The 18,135-nt window shown below is 70.5% G+C and carries 18 protein-coding genes; 5 read left to right on the top strand and 13 right to left on the bottom strand.

The genetic code is table 11. The annotated features are described in order from the left end of the window. The first annotated feature begins 139 nt into the window (after positions 1-139). On the top strand, positions 140-802 hold the full coding sequence (locus AW274_RS14615) for an FHA domain-containing protein (RefSeq protein ID WP_062431487.1): 663 nt from the start codon (positions 140-142) through the stop codon (positions 800-802). Positions 803-862: 60 nt separating this feature from the next. On the opposite strand, the gene AW274_RS14610 is transcribed toward AW274_RS14615, so the two are convergent. The 3 genes from AW274_RS14610 to purN are packed head-to-tail and all read right to left on the bottom strand — an operon-like array spanning position 863 to position 3,906. Then, positions 863-1,723 (bottom strand): bifunctional methylenetetrahydrofolate dehydrogenase/methenyltetrahydrofolate cyclohydrolase, encoded by an 861-nt coding sequence (locus tag AW274_RS14610; RefSeq protein ID WP_062431486.1) that lies wholly within the window; start codon positions 1,721-1,723, stop codon positions 863-865. A gap of 10 nt (positions 1,724-1,733) precedes the next feature. Beyond that, the gene (gene purH, locus AW274_RS14605; protein WP_062431485.1) at positions 1,734-3,275 is read right to left on the bottom strand and encodes a bifunctional phosphoribosylaminoimidazolecarboxamide formyltransferase/IMP cyclohydrolase; all 1,542 of its coding nucleotides are present in this window, start codon (positions 3,273-3,275) and stop codon (positions 1,734-1,736) included. Between the two features lie 22 nt (positions 3,276-3,297). Next, complete coding sequence (purN, locus tag AW274_RS14600) at positions 3,298-3,906, bottom strand: phosphoribosylglycinamide formyltransferase (RefSeq protein ID WP_062431484.1); 609 nt, start codon at positions 3,904-3,906, stop codon at positions 3,298-3,300. A 95-nt stretch (positions 3,907-4,001) separates the two neighbouring features. Between purN and AW274_RS14595 the strand changes: the two genes are divergently transcribed. After that, positions 4,002-4,403: a hypothetical protein gene (locus tag AW274_RS14595; RefSeq protein ID WP_063813279.1), complete on the top strand. Its 402-nt coding sequence runs from the start codon at positions 4,002-4,004 to the stop codon at positions 4,401-4,403. A 1-nt stretch (position 4,404) separates the two neighbouring features. On the opposite strand, the gene AW274_RS14590 is transcribed toward AW274_RS14595, so the two are convergent. Beyond that, the gene (locus tag AW274_RS14590) at positions 4,405-4,947 is read right to left on the bottom strand and encodes a GNAT family N-acetyltransferase (RefSeq protein ID WP_062431482.1); all 543 of its coding nucleotides are present in this window, start codon (positions 4,945-4,947) and stop codon (positions 4,405-4,407) included. Positions 4,948-5,036: 89 nt separating this feature from the next. Between AW274_RS14590 and AW274_RS14585 the strand changes: the two genes are divergently transcribed. Further along, a complete protein-coding gene (locus AW274_RS14585) occupies positions 5,037-5,477 on the top strand; it encodes a MarR family winged helix-turn-helix transcriptional regulator (protein ID WP_062431481.1) in 441 nt (146 codons plus the stop codon). Here the strand turns inward: AW274_RS14585 and AW274_RS14580 are convergent. The 4 genes from AW274_RS14580 to icmB all read right to left on the bottom strand — a co-directional run bounded on the left by AW274_RS14580 (position 5,474) and on the right by icmB (position 9,802). Next, complete coding sequence (locus AW274_RS14580) at positions 5,474-7,009, bottom strand: cell division protein PerM (protein WP_062431480.1); 1,536 nt, start codon at positions 7,007-7,009, stop codon at positions 5,474-5,476. The genes AW274_RS14585 and AW274_RS14580 overlap by 4 nt on opposite strands. A 120-nt stretch (positions 7,010-7,129) precedes the next feature. After that, a complete protein-coding gene (gene sucD, locus AW274_RS14575) occupies positions 7,130-8,005 on the bottom strand; it encodes a succinate--CoA ligase subunit alpha (RefSeq protein WP_062431479.1) in 876 nt (291 codons plus the stop codon). Then, complete coding sequence (gene sucC, locus AW274_RS14570) at positions 8,005-9,186, bottom strand: ADP-forming succinate--CoA ligase subunit beta (protein WP_062431478.1); 1,182 nt, start codon at positions 9,184-9,186, stop codon at positions 8,005-8,007. The genes sucD and sucC overlap by 1 nt, the downstream gene beginning before the upstream one ends. A 214-nt stretch (positions 9,187-9,400) precedes the next feature. Continuing rightward, the gene (gene icmB / locus AW274_RS14565; RefSeq protein ID WP_062431477.1) at positions 9,401-9,802 is read right to left on the bottom strand and encodes a coenzyme B12-dependent isobutyryl CoA mutase small subunit; all 402 of its coding nucleotides are present in this window, start codon (positions 9,800-9,802) and stop codon (positions 9,401-9,403) included. A gap of 183 nt (positions 9,803-9,985) precedes the next feature. Here icmB and AW274_RS14560 point away from each other — a divergent pair, with 183 nt between their 5' ends. Beyond that, positions 9,986-10,831, top strand: a complete 846-nt coding sequence (locus AW274_RS14560) for a hypothetical protein (RefSeq protein ID WP_062431476.1) — start codon at positions 9,986-9,988, stop codon at positions 10,829-10,831. 1 nt (position 10,832) lies between these two features. Here the strand turns inward: AW274_RS14560 and AW274_RS14555 are convergent, their stop codons facing one another. Both AW274_RS14555 and pcrA read right to left on the bottom strand, forming a co-directional pair. Further along, positions 10,833-11,762, bottom strand: a complete 930-nt coding sequence (locus AW274_RS14555) for an amidohydrolase family protein (RefSeq protein ID WP_062431475.1) — start codon at positions 11,760-11,762, stop codon at positions 10,833-10,835. 409 nt (positions 11,763-12,171) lie between these two features. Further along, complete coding sequence (gene pcrA, locus AW274_RS14550; protein WP_232320105.1) at positions 12,172-14,358, bottom strand: DNA helicase PcrA; 2,187 nt, start codon at positions 14,356-14,358, stop codon at positions 12,172-12,174. 74 nt (positions 14,359-14,432) lie between these two features. On the opposite strand from pcrA, the gene AW274_RS14545 reads away from it, so the two are divergent. Further along, positions 14,433-15,152, top strand: a complete 720-nt coding sequence (locus tag AW274_RS14545; RefSeq protein WP_062432036.1) for a PIG-L deacetylase family protein — start codon at positions 14,433-14,435, stop codon at positions 15,150-15,152. Here the strand turns inward: AW274_RS14545 and AW274_RS14540 are convergent. Genes AW274_RS14540 through AW274_RS14530 form a run of 3 tightly spaced genes read right to left on the bottom strand, consistent with a single transcriptional unit; the run spans position 15,141 to position 18,135 of the window. Then, complete coding sequence (locus tag AW274_RS14540; protein WP_083974160.1) at positions 15,141-15,884, bottom strand: CPBP family intramembrane glutamic endopeptidase; 744 nt, start codon at positions 15,882-15,884, stop codon at positions 15,141-15,143. The two genes, AW274_RS14545 and AW274_RS14540, sit on opposite strands and share 12 nt — an antisense overlap. Positions 15,885-15,901: 17 nt before the next feature. Then, positions 15,902-16,627, bottom strand: coding sequence for a neutral zinc metallopeptidase (locus AW274_RS14535; RefSeq protein ID WP_062431474.1), 726 nt, complete (start codon positions 16,625-16,627; stop codon positions 15,902-15,904). A 50-nt stretch (positions 16,628-16,677) separates the two neighbouring features. Further along, a complete protein-coding gene (locus AW274_RS14530; protein WP_062431473.1) occupies positions 16,678-18,135 on the bottom strand; it encodes a glutamate-cysteine ligase family protein in 1,458 nt (485 codons plus the stop codon).

Below are 18,135 nucleotides of genomic sequence, written 5' to 3'. Positions count from 1 at the left end.
GCTGCTGAAGCACCCCTCAAGACTTCCCGGCCGCCTAGGCGCCGATTCTGGTCAAGGTAAAGGCGATTCCCGATCCCCACGTTTGGGTAAGCCGCAGCTGATGTGAAAGTAACGGCGGGCTACCTGGGGAGGAACTGCCGTGGAGGGGCCGTTCATACGGATTGAGGACACCGGCGAGGTGGTGCCCTTGCGCCCCGAGATCACCACGATCGGCCGGGGCCGAGGCGCCGACATCCGGCTGACAGACCCGAGCGTGTCGCGTTTACACGCCGAGTTCGTCAGGCGGGGACCTTACCTGTATGTCGTTGACCTGGGCTTGTCCCGCAACGGCACACGGGTGAACGGCAGGCCGATCGCCCGGAGGGTCCTCGACGACGGCGACGTCGTCTCGTTCGGCGCCGCCCGTGCGCGCGTCGGCGGGATACCTCGCGAAGACCTGGCGCCAGAGGTCGAGTTGCGGCGCGCAGCCGCACCCGAGCTCACCCGGCGCGAGGTCGACGTGCTGACGTCGCTCTGTCGGCCGGCGCTGTCGGACGAAGCGTTCGTGGCGCCCGCGACCGCACGCGAGATCGCCGACGACCTGGTCGTCACGGAAGCCGCGGTGAAGCAGCACCTGCTGCGGCTCTACCAGAAGTTCCGCATTCCCGAGGGCACCAACCGGCGCACCCGCCTCGCCAACGAGGTGGTCGCGCTCGGGCTGGTCCGCCCGACCCCGGTCGTCCCGCCACAACGGGCGACCGAGGGAAGCGGAACTCCGGCGCATCCCGCCTCGGCGCCCACCGCGGGGCGCCGGGCGAGCTGATGACCGGCTGGCTGATGACCGGCTGACGGGTCGCGGAGCTCGGCGAGGGGTCTCCGCTTTCTAGCTCAGCAGACCCGCGTCCCGCTCCGCGGCCTCGACCACGTTGGTCAGCAGCAGGGCGCGGGTCATCGGTCCGACACCGCCGGGATTGGGCGCGACCCACCCGGCGACTTCGGCGACGCCGGGCGCGACGTCGCCGGCGATCTTCCCGTCGACCCGCGAGACGCCGACGTCGAGCACGGCCGCGCCCGGCTTCACCATCTCGGCGGTGATGAGCCCGGGCACCCCGGCCGCCGCCACGACGATGTCGGCCCGCCTGACGTGGTCGGCCAGGTCACGCGTTCCGGTGTGGCACAGGGTGACGGTGGCGTTCTCGGTCCGCCGGGTGAGCAGCAGGCCCAGCGGACGGCCGACCGTGATGCCCCGGCCGATCACCACGACCTCGGCGCCGTTGACCGGCACGTCGTAGGCCCGCAGGAGGTCGACGATGCCGCGCGGCGTGCAGGGCAGCGGCGCGTCGACCATGTGGACCAGCCGGCCGAGGTTGACCGGGTGGAGGCCGTCGGCGTCCTTCGCCGGGTCGACCCGCTCCAGCAGCGCCATCGTGTCGAGGTGCCGCGGCAGCGGCAGCTGCACGATGTAGCCGTTGCACGCCGGGTCGGCGTTGAGCTCGTCGATGACGTCTTCGACCTGGCCGATCGTCGCGTCGGCGGGCAGCTCGCGCTGGATCGAGTTGATGCCGACCTCGGCGCAGTCGCGGTGCTTGCTGGCGACGTAGATGTGGCTGGCCGGGTCGTCGCCGACCAGCACCGTGCCCAGGCCCGGCGTGACGCCCGCCTCGGCGAGCTTGCCGACGCGCAGCGCCAGGTCGAGCTTGATCTTGGCCGCGGTGGCCTTGCCGTCGAGAATCCCTGCGCTCATGTCTGGCCCCTTAGTGGAAGAAGTGGCGGGTGCCGGTGAAGTAGAGGCTCACCCCGGCGGCCTGCGCCGCCGCGATGACCTCGTCGTCACGGATCGAGCCGCCCGGCTCCACGATCGCGGTCACGCCGCCGTCGACCAGCACCTGCAGGCCGTCGGCGAACGGGAAGAAGGCGTCGGAGGCGGCCACCGAACCGGCCGCCCGCTCCCCCGCCCGCGTGACCGCCAGGCGCGCCGAGTCGACCCTGTTGACCTGGCCCATGCCGACGCCGACCGAGGCGCCGTCGCGGGCCAGCAGGATCGCGTTCGACTTGACCGAGCGAACGGCCTTCCAGGCGAACTCGAGATCGGCCAGCGTCTCGGCGGAGACCGCCGGACCGGCCTTCAGTTCCCACCCCGCGACGCCGTCGCCGGGCGCGTCGACGCGGTCGACGGTCTGCACCAGCAGCCCGCCGTCGATGCGCCGGAACTCCGCGGCGTTCCGGGGACCCTGCGGGCAGGCCAGCAGCCGGAGGTTCTTCTTCTCCTTGAGGACGGTCAGCGCCTCGTCGGCGAACGACGGCGCGACGACCACCTCGGTGAAGATGGGCGCGATCTGCTCGGCCAGTTCACGGGTGACCTCGCGGTTGACCGCGATGACACCGCCGTAGGCCGAGACCGGGTCGCACTCGTGGGCCTTGCGGTGAGCCTCGACAACGTCGCCGGCCACGGCGATGCCACACGGGTTGGCGTGCTTGATGATCGCGACGGCCGGGGAGTCGAAGTCCCAGGCCGAGCGCCAGGCGGCATCGGCGTCGACGTAGTTGTTGTAGGACATCTCCTTGCCGTGGAGCTGCTGCGCGCCCGCCAGGCCGCCGGAGCCCGTCGAATAGAGGGCGGCGCGCTGGTGGGGGTTCTCACCGTAACGCAGCACGTCTTTGAGGGTCCAGTCAGCGCCCATGAAGGTCGGCCACTCGCCCTCGGGGGCGTAGACGTTGGCGAACCACGAGGCCACGGCCACGTCGTAGCTGGCGGTGTGGGCGTAGGCGGTGGCGGCCAGGCGGCGGCGCTCGGTGACGGTGAAGCCGCCCTCGCCGATCGCGGCCAGCACCGAGGGGTAGCTGCGCGGGTCGACGACCACGGCGACCGTGCCGTGGTTCTTGGCGGCGGCGCGGATCATCGCCGGGCCGCCGATGTCGATCTTCTCCACGCAGTCGGCGTCGGAGGCGCCCGAGGCGACCGTCTCGCGGAACGGGTAGAGGTTGACCACACAGAGCTGGAACGGCTCGATCTCCAGCTCTTCGAGCTGGGTGACGTGATCGGGGTTGGCGCCGTCGGCCAGCAGCCCGGCGTGCACGCGCGGGTGGAGGGTCTTCACCCGGCCGTCGAGGCACTCGGGGAAGCCCGTCAGCGACTCGACCTTCGTGACCGGGATGCCGTAGGCGGCGATGGCGGCGGCGGTGCCGCCGGTCGAGACGATCTCCACGCCCGCCGCTTCGAGCCCTCGCGCGAGGTCTTCCAGGCCGGTCTTGTCGTAAACCGTGATCAGCGCGCGCCGGATGGCGATCCGAGTCACTGTGTAGCCTCCTGTGTTCTGTTCAGAGGGTCGTGCCGAGGCGCACCGTGCGCCCGGAGACCCGCCAGCCCTCGCGGGCCATCCGCCCGACCACCTCGACCAGCAGCCCGCGCTCGACGCCCTTGATGCGCTCGTGGAGCGTCGTCTCGTCGTCGCCGTCTTCGACGGGCACCACCGTCTGGGCGATCACCGGGCCGGTGTCGACCCCGTCGTCGACCAGGTGGACGGTGCAGCCGGTGACCTTCACCCCGTAGGCGAGCGCGTCGCGCACGGCGTGGGCGCCGGGGAAGGACGGGAGGAGCGCCGGGTGGGTGTTGACCACCGTGAACCGCGACAGCACGGCCGGGCCGAGGATCTTCATGAACCCGGCCGACACCACCAGATCGGGTTTGTACTCGGCGATCTTCTCGGCCAGCGCGGAATCCCACGCCTCACGGGCCGTATGATCACTTACCCGCTCGGCGAACGTGGGCAGGCCGGCGCGTTCGGCGCGGGCCAGCCCCTCGATGGCCGGACGGTCGGCCCCGACGGCCACGACGGTCGCTCCGTAGGCCGGATCTGCCGCGACGTCGAGAAGGGCTTGTAGGTTGGTCCCCGAACCCGAGACGAGGACCACGAGCCGGGAAGACAGAGCGGTCTCCTTCGGGGAAGTGAACGGGTGCGTGACAAAGGGTATCGGTCACGCCGTCGTGCGGCGTGAAGGCCCTATCAGCAAGGCGGGAGATCGTGACCACACCACTGCAGACGGCCGCGGAGATGGGCGGGCGCCGGGCGCTGGCCCTCGCTCTGATGGCGCTGATCTTCACACTGTTCGTGCCGACGATGGGCCTGGCCCTGTCGGTCTTCGGCCTCGTCGTGGGCGTCCGCGACCTGCGCACGCTCAAGAAGGGCGGCCAGCCGACCGGGATGGCGACCGGCGCGGTGGTCATCTCCACGCTGGCGTTCCTGCTCGGCGGGGTCACCACGGCCGTGCAGGTCTACCTGGGGACCGAGCTGACGGCGTACACCGAATGCCTGAAGGGGGCCGGCACCGTCACGGCGCAGACCGAGTGCTCCACCGAGCTGAAGACGGCGCTGGAGGCCAAGCTCGGCATGGCGTGGCCGTCGAACATGCCGCTGCCCGGCTGACTCAGCCGGGGTCGCGCAGAGATCGCACGCGCACGGCGGTGCGGACGGGCCGGCCGGCCTGTTCCGCGGTGTATTCGGCGACCTTGACGTAACCGTGGTCGTCGTAGAGGCGGCCCAGTTCGGCGCTGTCGGCCCAGTGGTCGAGGGCCAGCGCGGGAGCGCTCCGCTCCCGGGCGAGGCGCTCGGCCTCTTCCAGCAACAACACGCCGACACCGTGGCCGGCGGGGCCGCGATCGGTCATCACGGTGTGGATGAACATCGATCCGCCGGGCACGGTCCCGGCGGGGATCCGCGGCGGGACCATGGGCGCCGCGGCCAGCATCCCGACACAGTGGCCGTCTCGTTCGGCCAGGGTGACGACGTTCTGGCCGGCCCATTCGGCGACCCGATCGGGGAAGCCGGGGATCCGCGAGAACGGCGTCGTTCCCCACTGCTCGGGCCGGCCCCGGGCCAGAAGCCATGCGTGGACGGAGTCCATCAACGTCAGCAGGGCCCCGACGTCGCCGGCCGTCGCCGGCCGCAGTACGGCAGCGGATTGTGACATGGTGCCCTCCGTGGGAGTTAGACTTCAGTCGGCCAAATTAATTCAACTTTCTAAGGGTTAGATTGTCAAAGCAATCGGGCGTTCAGGCCGTGACCAGGGGTGTTCAGGAGCTGCAGGACGCCACCGACCTCATCGACGAACTCGCCGCCCGGCGGCTCGGCGTCAACCGCACCGACCTGAGATGCCTGAGCCGGCTGACGGCACGCGGCCCGCTCACCGCGAGCGAACTGGCCGCCGCCGCCGGTCTCACCGGAGGCGCGGCCACCACCGCCATCGACCGGCTGGAGCAGGCCGGCCTGGTCGAACGGGTCCGGGACACGGCCGACCGGCGTCGCGTGCGGGTGCATCTGACCGGGAAGGGGCGAGCCGACGTTCAGGAAATCTGGGGGCCGATCGCCGACGACGCCCGTGCCGAGCTGCTCCGGTTCACCGTCGGCGAGCTCGAGCTCATCGAGACCTTCCTGCGCCGCGCGCTGGCCAATCAGACACGGCACGCCGAGCGCCTGCGCGGCGGAATCGCGGCTCCCTAGTCGTCTTTGCTGTTCAGGTAAGTGACGTGGGCGCCGGTCGGATCGTCGATCGGCTCCTCGTCGTCGTCGGGCCTGATCGGGGTCGAGCGTTTGCGGGCGAAGGTCTCGACGGCGTGGTCGTCGGGCTCGACGTCGCGGATCACCGGGATCGGGATGGTGTCGGCCTCGGTGGCGTCCATCCAGTGACCGGGCAGCGGCTCCTTCTTCGCCTTGCGCTTCTTCTTGACCTTCGTGACGACCTCGGCGATCGGCTTCTCCGCCGGGGTGTGGGAGATCAGCCACCAGTTGGCCAAGCCGGCCGAGATGCCCGCCGCCACGCCCACTTCGAGGGTGACCGAGAAGGCCACCTCCCAGGCCGACGGGCCGACGGCGACCATGCGCGCGCCGCCCAGCGGGCCACCCGACAACGCCGCCAGCAGCCCGGCGACCGCGCCGGAACTCAGCCCGCAGACGAACCCCCACAGCGGCGCCGCCTCCAGCGACGGCGTGGGCGCGATGCGGGCGACCACCACCCCGGCCACCGCCCCGGCCGCGAACGGCAGCGCCACCACGGCCATCAGCCACGGCGACACCGGGCCCGACTCGGGCAGCGCGCCCAGCAGCGGCAACGACGGGATCGTGCCGAGTTTCACCCCGGTCGGCGCGACCAGGGTGCCGGTCCCGATGACGAACCCGGCCCCGGTGATGTACGCCATCCCCCAGATCCCGGCGTTGAACAGGTAGAGCGTCTCGACCAGCGCCAGCAGCGCGCCGCCCACCAGACCGGGGTTGAGCGCGTCGGTGAGGGCCTTGATCTCGCCGAACTTGACGGTGATCATGCCGAGCACCAGCAGCAGCCCGGCCCCGAGCATCAGCGACACGGCGACGAACGTGCCGACCACGACCGAGCGCGGCCGTTCGGGCAGCAGCCGGACCATCGCCCGCCACGGCCCGATCGTGCGGGCGACGGCCACCGACCCGGCCAGGAACGCCAGCAGCAGGTGGCTGATCAGCGCCTCGGCCACCGACGGCCGGGTCACCTCGTTGGCCCCCACCAGGGCGATCACCCCGGCCAGCAGGGCGTAGGGCGCGGCCAGCGAGATGCCGGCGCGGGCGATCAGGATCAGCTGGGCCTTGCGGCGGGCGTTCGCCAGGTCCTTGGACGAGCCCTTCGGCAGCCGCGCGGGCAGCCGCAGCCGCAGGTCGGCGTCGCGGGCCATCCACAACCCGGCCCGGTAGAGCAGGGTGCCCGGCAGGATCATCAGGCCCAGCGGGAGCAGGCCCACCCGGCCGCCGCCCGGGATCTCGAACCCGGCGTGGTGGGCGGCCAGCCACAACTGGCAGGCGGTCCGGAACACCCCCGGCAGCCCCGAGCCGAACGTGCCGCGGGGCGCCGCGATCCAGCCGATCAGCGTCAGCGTGGTGAGCACCGCCAGGCCGATGCCGAGCGTGCCCGCCGCGGCCAGCATGCCCGAGACCGGCAGCGGACGCCGGTCGTCGTCGCCGAAGACGGCCCGGGGGACTGTCCGAATCTGGTCGAGAAGCGCCGTCACAGTAGCCGATGCTCTCAAGGGAGGGCCGTATCTCGGTCACGCCGCGCCGATGGGCCGTCCCGTTTGTCCTTGGGAAAAACGAGAACCCCGGCGCTTGCGGCCGGGGTTCTCGGGGAACGACTAGCGGTTCTGCATGATCTCCCGCATGAGGCGGGCGGTCTCGCTGGGGGTCTTGCCGACGCGGACGCCGACCTTCTCCAGCGCTTCCTTCTTCGCCTGCGCGGTGCCGGCCGAACCCGACACGATGGCGCCGGCGTGGCCCATCGTCTTGCCCTCGGGGGCGGTGAAGCCCGCGACGTAGGCCACGACGGGCTTGGTCACGTTCTTCTCGATGTAGGCCGCCGCGCGCTCCTCGGCGTCGCCGCCGATCTCGCCGATCATGACGATGGCGTCGGTGCCCGGGTCGTCCTGGAACGCCTGGAGGGCGTCGATGTGGGTGGTGCCGATGACCGGGTCGCCGCCGATGCCGACCGCCGTCGAGAAGCCGAAGTCACGCAGCTCGTACATGAGCTGGTAGGTCAGCGTGCCCGACTTCGAGACCAGGCCGATGCGGCCCGGGGTGGTGATGTCGGCGGGGATGATGCCGGCGTTGGAGGCGCCGGGCGAGGCGATGCCCGGGCAGTTCGGGCCGATGATCCGGGTCTTGTTGCCCTTCTTGGTGGCATAGGCCCAGAACTCGGTCGTGTCGTGGATCGGCACGCCCTCGGTGATGACGACCGCGAGCGGGATCTCGGCGTCGATCGCCTCCTTGACCGCGCCCGCGGTGAAGGCCGGCGGCACGAAGATGACACTGACGTCGGCCTTGGTCTTCTCCATCGCCTCGGCGACGGTCGCGAACACCGGCAGGCCCTCGTGGGTGGTGCCCGCCTTGCGCGGGTTCACGCCGCCGACGACGTTGGCGCCGGAGGCCAGCATGCGCAGGGTGTGCTTGGTGCCCTCCGACCCCGTGATGCCCTGGACGATGATTCGGCTTTTCTCGGTGAGCCAGATGGCCATTACGCACCTACCGCGGCGAGTTCGGCGGCGCGCTTGGCCGCGTCGTCCATGGTGTCGACCAGTTCGACGCCCGGGAGGGCGGCGTTCTGCAGGATCTCGCGGCCCAGCGCCGCGTTGTTGCCGTCGAGGCGGACCACGAGCGGGCGGGTGACCGCCTCGCCCCGGTCGCCCAGCAGCTTGAAGGCGCTGACGATGCCGTCGGCGACCGCGTCGCAGGCGGTGATGCCGCCGAAGACGTTCACGAACACCGACTTCACGGCCGGGTCGGACAGGATGATCTCCAGCCCGTTGGCCATCACCTCGGCCGAGGCGCCGCCGCCGATGTCGAGGAAGTTGGCGGGCTTCGGCGAGCCGGCGAACTGCTCGCCGGCGTAGGCGACCACGTCGAGGGTGGACATGACCAGACCGGCGCCGTTGCCGATGATGCCGACGCTGCCGTCGAGCTTCACGTAGTTGAGGTGCTTCTCCTTGGCCCGCGCCTCGAGCGGGTCCTCGGCCGCCTTGTCGACGTACGCCTCGTGCTCCTTCTGGCGGAAGTCGGCGTTGGCGTCGAGGGTGACCTTGCCGTCGAGCGCCTTCACCTGGCCGTCGGCCGCGAGGATCATCGGGTTGACCTCGACGAGCGAGGCGTCTTCGTCGACGAAGACGGCCCACAGGCGCTCGATGAGCTCGGCGGCCCCGTCGAGCGACTTCTCGGGCAGCCCGCCCGCCTGCGCGATCTCGCGCGCCCTCGCCCGGTCGATCCCGTCGATCGGGTTGACCGGGACCTTCGCCACCTTCTCGGGGGCGGTGTGCGCGACCTCTTCGATGTCCATGCCGCCGGCGGCGGAGCAGATCGCGAGGAAGGTACGGTTCGCACGGTCGAGCAGGAAGGAGAAGTAGTACTCCTCCGCGATGTCGCTCGCCTCTTCGATCAGGACCTTGTGGACCGTGTGGCCCTTGATGTCCATGCCGAGGATGGCGGTGGCCTTCGCCTCGGCGTCGTTGGCGTCGTCGGCCACCTTCACGCCGCCGGCCTTGCCCCGGCCACCGGTCTTGACCTGGGCCTTGACCACGACCCGCCCGGTCAGTTGTTCGGCCGCCGCCCGTGCCTCAGCCACGGTGTGCGCGACGATTCCGCGCGGCACCGGGATGCCGTACGCGGCGAAGAGCTCCTTCGCCTGATGTTCGAACAGGTCCACGAGGGTCCGTCCCTTTGAATGTCGAGGGCGCCACTGGACAGGGCGCCGTCGTCCTGCCTGGCATTTCCGCGCAGAAAGCCTAGCCCCAGGCCGTGCGTGGCGCGGTCATAGGGGGGCGTTTGGGGGTTGCCGACTTTCCCGTTATGTACTAGACGTCCGGGATGGGGGTGGGAGGGCTCCCGGATACGTACCGAATGGGCGAGTCGGGCCCCGCTCAGACGGCGGTGGGGATCGTCGTCTTGACCCACTCGACGATCTCGTCGGTGGTCGCGCCGGGGGTGAAGATGCCCTTGACGCCCATGGCGCGGAGCTCGGGGATGTCCTCCTCGGGGATGATTCCGCCGCCGAAGACGACGATGTCGGTGGCGTCCTGTTCGCGCAGGAGGTCCATCACCTTCGCGAACAGGGTCATGTGGGCGCCCGAGAGGATCGACAGCCCGATCGCGGCGGCGTCCTCCTGGATGGCGGTGCGGACGATCTGCTCCGGGGTCTGGTGCAGACCTGTGTAGACGACTTCCATGCCCGCGTCACGCAGGGCGCGGGCGACGACCTTCACGCCGCGGTCGTGACCGTCGAGCCCGGGTTTGGCGACGACGATCCTGATCCTGGATTCCATGGTTCGCACTGTAACCCGGCGGTGCCGACGTCTCGGGGAAGCGTCGGCTTGACGGACTTTGTTGGTGATTCGAGTGTGAAGTTTGTGAAAAGACGCGATAAGTGATCGATTTGAGATAGATGTTCCGGCAGAATCCTCCCCTGTCCCCTCTCCCCTCAAGGGACTCATCGGAGGAACCCCACCATGAGGCGAATCCTCGCCATCGCGGCATGCGCCACGGCCGTCGCGGCCGTCACCGCTGTCGGCGCGGCGCCCGCGCAGGCCGCCCCGAACCCGGTCACCGCGCTCAAGGCGCAGTTCAAGACCGGGATCGGCGTGAAGTTCAGTGACAAGTTCCTCGCCGGCAAGCAGATCATGACCCGCCGGACGGGAACGTTCCAGTTCGGCCGTTCCGGCGTGGCCGCGTCGGACATCTCCACCAAGTTCAACCTCAAGGCCGCCGACATCGCGGAGATGCCGGAGAACATCCAGCCGCTCCTCAAGCCCGAGCAGGTCGTCAAGATCGGCTCCGTCGCCTACATCAAGGGCGGCATGTTCGGCGGCTACCTGCCGGAGGACAAGACCTGGCTGCGCGCCCCCGGCGGTCCGGCCGCCGGGCTGACCGGGATGTTCGGTCAGTACCTCAACCCCACCGAGCCGATGACGCTCCAGAAGCTCGTGAAGAAGGCCAAGCGGGCCGGCTCCGTGTACACCGGCAAGATCACCTTCGGGGAGGTCTACTCGACCTCGAAGTGGATCCAGAGCCACACGGACCGTCCCACCGCGGCGCAGAAGAAGGGCGTCATCTCCTACAAGCTCTACGTGAACGCCAAGGGCCTGGTGGTCCGCGTGGTCAGCACGACCAAGGCGTCGACGCTCGGCATCGCGGACCTGCCGCTCATCACCGCCGACACCCGCTACACGGGCTGGGGCTCGAAGGTGTCCATCAAGGCCCCCACCGAGGGCGTCGCCGAGATGGACGAGCTCGACCTCAGCGGCCTCGACGAGATGAGCGCCCCGCTGGGCCGCCTCGTCGGCAAGGCGTCCTGACTCAGGTCGCGCGCGACAGCAGCCGGCGGGCGTTGGCCGTGGTCAGCGCCCGCCAGGCCGCGTCGACCGACGCCACCTGGGCGGCCACCGCCGGGGGCGGCGTGAAGCAGTAGTCGCTGCCGTAGAGGATCTGGTCGGCGCCGACGGCCTTCTCCAGGGCGGGCACCTGCCGGGGGAACGGCGTGCCGGCGATGTCGAACCACAACCGCCCGACCTGGTCGAGCACCGAGGGGTCGTCGGGCGAGCCGCCGAAGAAGGCGGTCCGGAACAACTCCATGCGGTCGGACAGCAGCGGCAGCGCGCCCCCGCCGTGGGTGAAGATCCACCTGATGCCCGGATGCCGGGCCAGGACCCCCGAGAACACCAGGTCGGAGACGGTCCGGGTGGTGTCGAAAATAAACTCCAGCATCGGCCTCGGCCGCCCGAGCGCGACCTGCTCGTGGTTCACCGGCGAGGTCGGGTGCACGAACACCACCGCCCGCCGCCGGTCGAGCTCCTCCCACAGCGGCTCGTAGGCCGCGTCGCCCAGGTAGCGGCCGTGGGCGTTGCTCATCAGGGCCACCCCGTCACTGCCCAGCTCGTCAAGGGCGTGGACGGCTTCCGCCAGCGCCCCCTCCACATCGGGCAGCGGCAACGAGGCGAAGTGGCCGAACCGGTCGGGATGCCGGTGCACCAGGTCGGCGGCGTAGTCGTTGACCTGCCGCGAGAGCTTCCGGGCCGCCACGTCGTCGCCGAAGTGGGTGCCGGGCGAGGAGACCGACAGGAACGACTTGCGGATGCCGTTGACGTCCATGAGGTTCAGGTGGCCGTCGGGGGTCCAGGCCGGCCACCGGGGCATGCCGTCGGGGGTGACGTGCCCCGCCTCGGAGGCGGCGGCGACGTAGTCACCGGTCACGAAGTGGGCGTGCACGTCGATCAGTTCGCCGGCCATGTGATCCTCGTCTCACGGGTGTACGCGTCAGGAAATATCGCATTCCACCCCCACACGTCACCCATTCCCAGATCTTGATCCCCGGCCCGCGACTCCCCACGCCACCAATCCCGCGCCACCAATCCCGCGCCACCAATCCCTGCGCCACAGATCACGGGGAACCGATCCGGGGAACCGATCCGGGGAACCGATCCTGAGGGACTCGTTTGGCGGGTTCACGAGGGGCCGTCTCACGGGCGCGGGCGGGAGCGGTCGTCGGCGCCGGATGCGGCGCGGGCCGGGAGCGGCCGGGCGGTGCCGGGGTGGGCGGAGCCGTAACGGAAAGAAGACCTCGCGCGGCGGCGCGAAAGGCGCGCCAACAGTGGGACCCGTCGCCAGTAGCGAGGAAAGCAGCGTCGGAGCGCCCCGGTTAGAGCTTTTCGAGGCTTTTCGCGTAGTGGGTCATGAGGGTCTTGACGCCCGCGCTGCCGAAGTCGATCTTCGCGCGGGTCTTCTCGCCCTCGCCCTCGATTTCGAGCACCGTGCCCAGGCCGAACTGGTCGTGGGTGACGCGGTCGCCCGTGGTGAAGACGACGGCGGGCTTGCCGCCGCCCCGGCTCGCGAGCGGGCGGGTCTCGCGCTTGGTCGCGGCGCCCCACGCGTTCTTCTTCGGGTCGTTGCGCCACTCGACCAGGTCGTGGGGGACCTCGGCGAGGAAGCGGGAGGCCGGGTTGAAGGAGGGGGCGCCCCACGCGGTGCGGACGGCGGCGCGGGACAGGTAGAGGCGCTTCTCGGCGCGGGTGATGCCCACGTAGGCGAGGCGGCGCTCCTCTTCGAGCTCCTTCGGGTCGCTCAGGGAGCGCATGTGGGGGAAGACGCCGTCTTCCATCGCGGTCAGGAAGACCACGGGGAACTCCAGGCCCTTGGCGGTGTGGAGGGTCATCAGGGTGACCACGCCGCCGCTCTCGCCGTCGGGGTCGGGGATCGAGTCGGCGTCGGCGACCAGGGAGACCTGTTCGAGGAAGTCGACGAGGGTGCCCTCGGGGTTGGCCGCCTCGAACTCCGACGCGACCGAGATCAGCTCGTTGAGGTTCTCGATGCGGCTCTCGTCCTGCGGGTCGCCGGAGGTCTCGAGCTCGGTGCGGTAGCCGGTCGAGGTGAGGATCTCCTCGGCCAGGTCGGAGATCGGCAGCTCCTTGGCCCGCAGGTCGTCGAGCAGGGTGACGAACTCGCGGATCTGGTTGAGCGAGCGGGTCGCGATGCCGTGGGCCTCTTCGGCGCGGCGCAGGCCCTCCCAGAAGGAGACGCGCTCCCGGGACGCGAACGCCTCGACCATCGCCTCGGCGCGGTCGCCGATGCCGCGCTTGGGCACGTTGAGGATGCGGCGCAGCGACACGGTGTCGCTCGGGTTGGCCAGCACGCGCAGGTAGGCCAGCAGGTCTTTGACCTCTTTGCGCTCGTAGAAGCGCACGCCGCCGACGACCCGGTAGGGCAGGCCGGTGCGGATGAAGATCTCTTCGAAGACGCGGGAGGCCGAGTTGGTGCGGTAGAAGACCGCCACCTGGCCGGGGGTGACGCCCTCGTCGTCGGAGAGGCGGTCGACCTCCTGGGCGACGAAGGTGGCCTCGTCGTGCTCGTTGTCGGCGACGTAGCCGATGATCTTGGGGCCGGCGCCCTGGTCGGACCAGAGGTTCTTGGGCTTGCGGCTCTCGTTGCGGGAGATGACCGCGTTGGCGGCGTTGAGGATGGTCTGGGTGGAGCGGTAGTTCTGCTCCAGCAGGATCGTCTTGGCCGACGGGTAGTCGCGCTCGAACTCCAGGATGTTGCGGATCGACGCCCCTCGGAAGGCGTAGATCGACTGGTCGGCGTCGCCCACGACGACCAGTTCGGCGGGGTCGTCGACGCCGACGAGCTCCTTGATCAGCATGTACTGCGCGTGGTTGGTGTCTTGGTATTCGTCGACCATGACGTGGCGGAAGCGCCGCCGGTAGTGCTCGGCGACGTCGGGGAACAGCTGGAACAGCGTGACCGTGAGCATGATCAGGTCGTCGAAGTCCATCGCGCCGGCCTCGGTGAGGCGGCGCTGGTAGGTGCGGTAGGCCTCGGCGAGGGTCTTCTCGAGGTGGGTCTGCGCCTTGTCGGCGGCGGTCTCGTAGTCGATCAGCTCGTTCTTCATGTTGCTGACCTGGGCCGAGAACGACCGCGGCGGGTAGCGCTTGGGGTCGAGGTCCATCTCGCGGCAGACCAGGGCCATCAGCCGCTGGGAGTCGGCCTGGTCGTAGATGGAGAAGCTGGTGGTGAAGCCCAGCCGCTTGGCCTCGCGGCGCAGGATGCGCACGCAGGCGCTGTGGAAGGTCATCACCCACATGGCCTTGGAGCGCGGGCCGATCAGCTTGTCGACCCGGTCTTTCATCTCGCGGGCGGCCTTGTTGGTGAAGGTGATCGCGAGGATCTCGCCCGGGTGGACGTCGCGCTCGGCCAGCAGATGGGCGATGCGATGGGTCAGGACCCTGGTCTTGCCGGAACCGGCTCCCGCGACGATGAGGAGCGGGCCGCCCTGGTGGACGACGGCCTCCTTCTGCTGGGGGTTGAGGCCGTCAAGCAAGGGATGGGTCACCCGTCTAGCGTAGGGCCGCGCAGCGACAGTTCGCTCAAGTGAACGAACATCCGCACGACTTCCGGGAGGACCCCATGTTGGACGCCGCCGAGATCCGCACCGTACTGGTGGTGACGGCCCACCCCGACGACATCGACTTCGGCGGCGCGGGCACCGTCGCCTCGCTGACCGACCGGGGCGTCGAGGTCGTCTACCTCCTGGCCACCTCGGGCGACGCCGGGGGCTTCGACCGGGCCGTCGACGGCGTCGGCATGGCCGAGCTCCGGCGGGCCGAGCAGGCGGCCGCCGCCAAGCTGGTCGGGGTGAGCGACATCCGCCACCTCGGCTATCCCGACGGGGCCGTCGAGGCGACCCTGGCGCTGCGCAAGGACATCGCCCGGGTGATCCGCCAGGTCAGGCCCGACCTGGTGATCACCTCGACGCCCGAGCGCAACTACGTGCGGCTGGGCCCCACCCACCCCGACCACCGGGCGGTCGGCTCGGCCGCGCTCGACGCGGTCTACCCCGACGCCCGCAACCCCTACGCCTTCCCCGACCTGCTGACGGAGGAGGGGCTGGAGGCGTGGACGGTCAGGGAGGTCTGGATGATCGGCTCCCCCACCCCCAACCACTGGGTCGACGTGACCGCGACCCTCGACCGCAAGCTGGCCGCGCTGCGCGCCCACGAGTCGCAGACCGGCCACATGGACGACCTGGAGGGCTTCGTCACCAACTTCCTGGCGGCCAACGCGCGGGCCGGGGGGTTGCCGGAGGGGACGTACGCGGAGTCGTTCCACGTGATGTCAACCGGCTGAGCGGCGGTTCTTCCTGACGTCCATGCGGCGGGCGCCGCGCGCCGCGACGAAGCCCAGCGAGTTGGTCGCCAGGTGGAGCAGCGCGGGGGCGAGCAGGCCCCCGCGCCGGCGCAGTTCGTGGAAGCCCAGACCGGCCAGGGTCGTGGTGGCGACGGTCCCGGCGACCAGGCGGGGGGTGCCCGCCCTGGCGGCGGCCGGGTTGGCGCGGGCCATGTCGAGGGCGGGCAGCACGTGCCACAACCCGAACAGCAGGTTCGAGGCCACCGCGGCGGTCCGGGGCTTGAAGGAGTGGCCGAACAGCTCCGGCAGCACGCCGCGGAAGGCGACCTCCTCCAGCAGGACCGTGCCGACCGGCACCTGGAGCAGCGCCTCCTCGAACAGCCGGGCCCGGGTCAGCGCCAGCGCCCGTTCGTCCATGAACAGGCGCCGGGTGGGGGGCAGCAGCACGCCGCCGGTGTAGCCGGCCGCCACGGCGGCGGCCAGGCCGCCGCCGATCAGCGCACCCCTGGCGGGTGAGGCGAAGCCGAGGTCGCGGGCGCCCGCCCCGGCCCGCCGGGCGATCAGGAGCAGCGCGCCGGTCGCCGCCGCCGAGGTCAGCGGCGCGTAGCGGCGGGCCACCGTGTTGTTGAGGACGTTGGCCACGGCCAGCACCCCCAGCGCCGCCCCGAGTGCCGCGCCGGGCCGCTGCGCCCGTCGTGGCCGGGCCTGTCCACTCGCCATCGCGTGAGCCATCAGGTAGGTCTGCCCTTTCAGCAGGCCCCGACGCCCTGTTGGAAGCCCCGGGCGAAGTTGAGCTGCCGCTGCTGCGCGGTGCCGTGGGCCCCCGGCTCCCACCACGCGTCGGTCGGGTCGCCGGCGTTCTCCAGGTTCGCCATCAGCTCGGCGTCGTCGCCCGGCTGCGCCTGCAGCCGCTTGCCGTCGATCAGGCCCTTGATGGTGCCGCCGGCGTAGCAGTCGGCCTGCAGCTCTGACTGCACGGAGAACTCGAAGTTCGTCATCAGCTGGTTCTGCACCGAATGCCCGAACTCGTGCGGGATCACCAGGTAGACGGCGCCGTCGCCGAGCTGGTCGTAGAGGCCCTGCAGCCAGTTCGCGTCGTAGGCGATGAAGTGGCCGTCGGGGCAGTAGAAGGCGTTGTTCGGCACGGCGGGCTGGCCGCCGCAGTCGGGGCCGTCGTCGCCGCTGTACTCGACGAACCGGGTGATCGGCTGGTAGGTGCCGCCGGAGGCGGTGAACTGCTGGGTCCAGAACTCCTCGGTCAGGCACCGGGCGAGGCGGACGTCCTCGGAGAAGTTCTCGCCCTGGACGTCGCAGTCGGAGCCCGGGGGGTCGGTGGACGGGTCGAGGTCGGTCTCGATCAGGTCGGGCGTGGTCACCTCGGGAGCCGGTCCGGCGCCGGGATCGGGGGCGGTCACGGAACCGCACGACATGGTCAGGGCCAAGAGGGAGAGCACCAGAAGCCTGGGTAATTGCACGCCCTCATCCTGCCGCCGAAAGGCGGATATTTCTTGAGAAGACCGGAGTTCTAGCCCCAGAGGTGGACGGGCTCGTTGGTGTGCATGTTGGCCATGTACTCCAGCGTCATCCGGCGCAGTCCCTCGTGCCCGCCGCCGTGTTCGCGCACCTTGCGGACCTGCCACGTCGCGCCGGTCACCCCGGTCAGGCAGCGCTGCTCGATGATGCCGAGCAGGCGGTCGCGGCACTTGGGGTCGCAGCCCCACAGGTTCAGGCCGTCGTGGGCCAGCGGCAGCAGGCGGCGCAGGATCAGCTCGGAGGCGGTGACCTCGCCCATGCCGGGCCAGTAGAGGCGGGCGTCGATGCCGTGCCGGGCCGCCGCGTGCAGGTTGTCGGCGGCGGCCGAGAACGACATCTGCGTCCAGACCGGGCGGTCGGCGAAGGGCAGCACCCGCATCAGACCGTAGTAGAAGGCCGCGTTGGCGAGGATGTCGGCCACCGACGGGCCGGCCGGCAGCACCCGGTTCTCCACGCGCAGGTGGGGCAGGCCGCCGGAGATGTCGTACACGGGGCGGTTCCAGCGGTAGACCGTGCCGTTGTGCAGGGTCAGCTCGCTCAGCGTGGGCACTCCCCCGGCCTCCAGGACCATCGCCGGGTCTTCGTCGTCGCAGAGCGGCAACAGCGCCGGGAAGTAGCGGTTGTTCTCCTCGAACAGGTCGAAGACCGAGGTGATCCACCGGTCGCCGAACCAGACGCGGGGGCGGACGCCCTGGGCCTTGAGCTCGTCGGGACGGGTGTCGGTGGCCTGCTCGAACAGGCTCAGCCGGGTCTCGCGCCAGAGCTCCTTGCCGAACAGGTAGGGCGAGTTGGCGGCCACGGCGACCTGCGGCCCGGCGATGGCCTGGGCGGCGTTCCAGTGGGCGGCGAAGTTGCGCGGGCCGACCTGGAGGTGCAGCTGGACGCTGGTGCAGGCGGCCTCGGGGGTGATGCTGTCGGCGTAGGTGTGCAGGCGCTCGACGCCATCGATCGCGATGCGCAGGTCTTCGCCCCGGGCCGCGAAGATCTGCTCGTTCAGCAGCTTGTAGCGGGGGTTGGCCGACAGGGTCGCCTCGGAGAGGTCGCTCTCCTTGAGCGTCGGCAGGATGCCGACCAGGACCATGTGGCCGCCGACCGTCCGGGCCTGTTCCTCGGCGTGGTTGAGGCTGTTGCGGACGGTCTGCTCCAGCTCGACCAGGCCGGGCCCGCCCAGCTCGCGGGGGGCCACGTTGATCTCGACGTTGAACTGGCCCAGCTCGGTGTCCCAGTCGGGCGCCGAGATCGCGTCGAGGACCTCGGCGTTCTTCATCGCCGGCTCGCCCCGGTCGTCGACCAGGTTGAGCTCGATCTCCAAGCCCGCCAGCGGCCGCTCGGAGTCGAACCGCGCCTCACCGAGCATGCGGGCGAGCACGTCGAGCGAGCGCTTCAGCTTGTCGCGGTAGCGTCGCCGGTCGTCGCGGCTGAACTGCGTCGCGGGTACGTCACGCCCCAT

The organism is Herbidospora daliensis, assembly GCF_001570585.1.
Classification (GTDB): domain Bacteria; phylum Actinomycetota; class Actinomycetes; order Streptosporangiales; family Streptosporangiaceae; genus Herbidospora; species Herbidospora daliensis.
Note: the sequence above shows the minus strand (reverse complement) of the source record. Positions and strands in the feature narration are given on the sequence as shown.

Bases quoted from the DNA above. Each gene is read 5' to 3' on its own strand.
- AW274_RS14530 (WP_062431473.1), bottom strand. From the start codon at position 18,135: ATGGGGCGTGACGTACCCGCGACGCAGTTCAGCCGCGACGACCGGCGA.
- AW274_RS14545 (WP_062432036.1), top strand. From the start codon at position 14,433: ATGTTGGACGCCGCCGAGATCCGCACCGTACTGGTGGTGACGGCCCAC.
- sucD (WP_062431479.1), bottom strand. From the start codon at position 8,005: ATGGCCATCTGGCTCACCGAGAAAAGCCGAATCATCGTCCAGGGCATC.
- AW274_RS14555 (WP_062431475.1), bottom strand. From the start codon at position 11,762: ATGGCCGGCGAACTGATCGACGTGCACGCCCACTTCGTGACCGGTGAC.
- AW274_RS14560 (WP_062431476.1), top strand. From the start codon at position 9,986: ATGAGGCGAATCCTCGCCATCGCGGCATGCGCCACGGCCGTCGCGGCC.
- AW274_RS14590 (WP_062431482.1), bottom strand. From the start codon at position 4,947: ATGTCACAATCCGCTGCCGTACTGCGGCCGGCGACGGCCGGCGACGTC.
- AW274_RS14540 (WP_083974160.1), bottom strand. From the start codon at position 15,884: ATGGCTCACGCGATGGCGAGTGGACAGGCCCGGCCACGACGGGCGCAG.
- icmB (WP_062431477.1), bottom strand. From the start codon at position 9,802: ATGGAATCCAGGATCAGGATCGTCGTCGCCAAACCCGGGCTCGACGGT.
- AW274_RS14610 (WP_062431486.1), bottom strand. From the start codon at position 1,723: ATGAGCGCAGGGATTCTCGACGGCAAGGCCACCGCGGCCAAGATCAAG.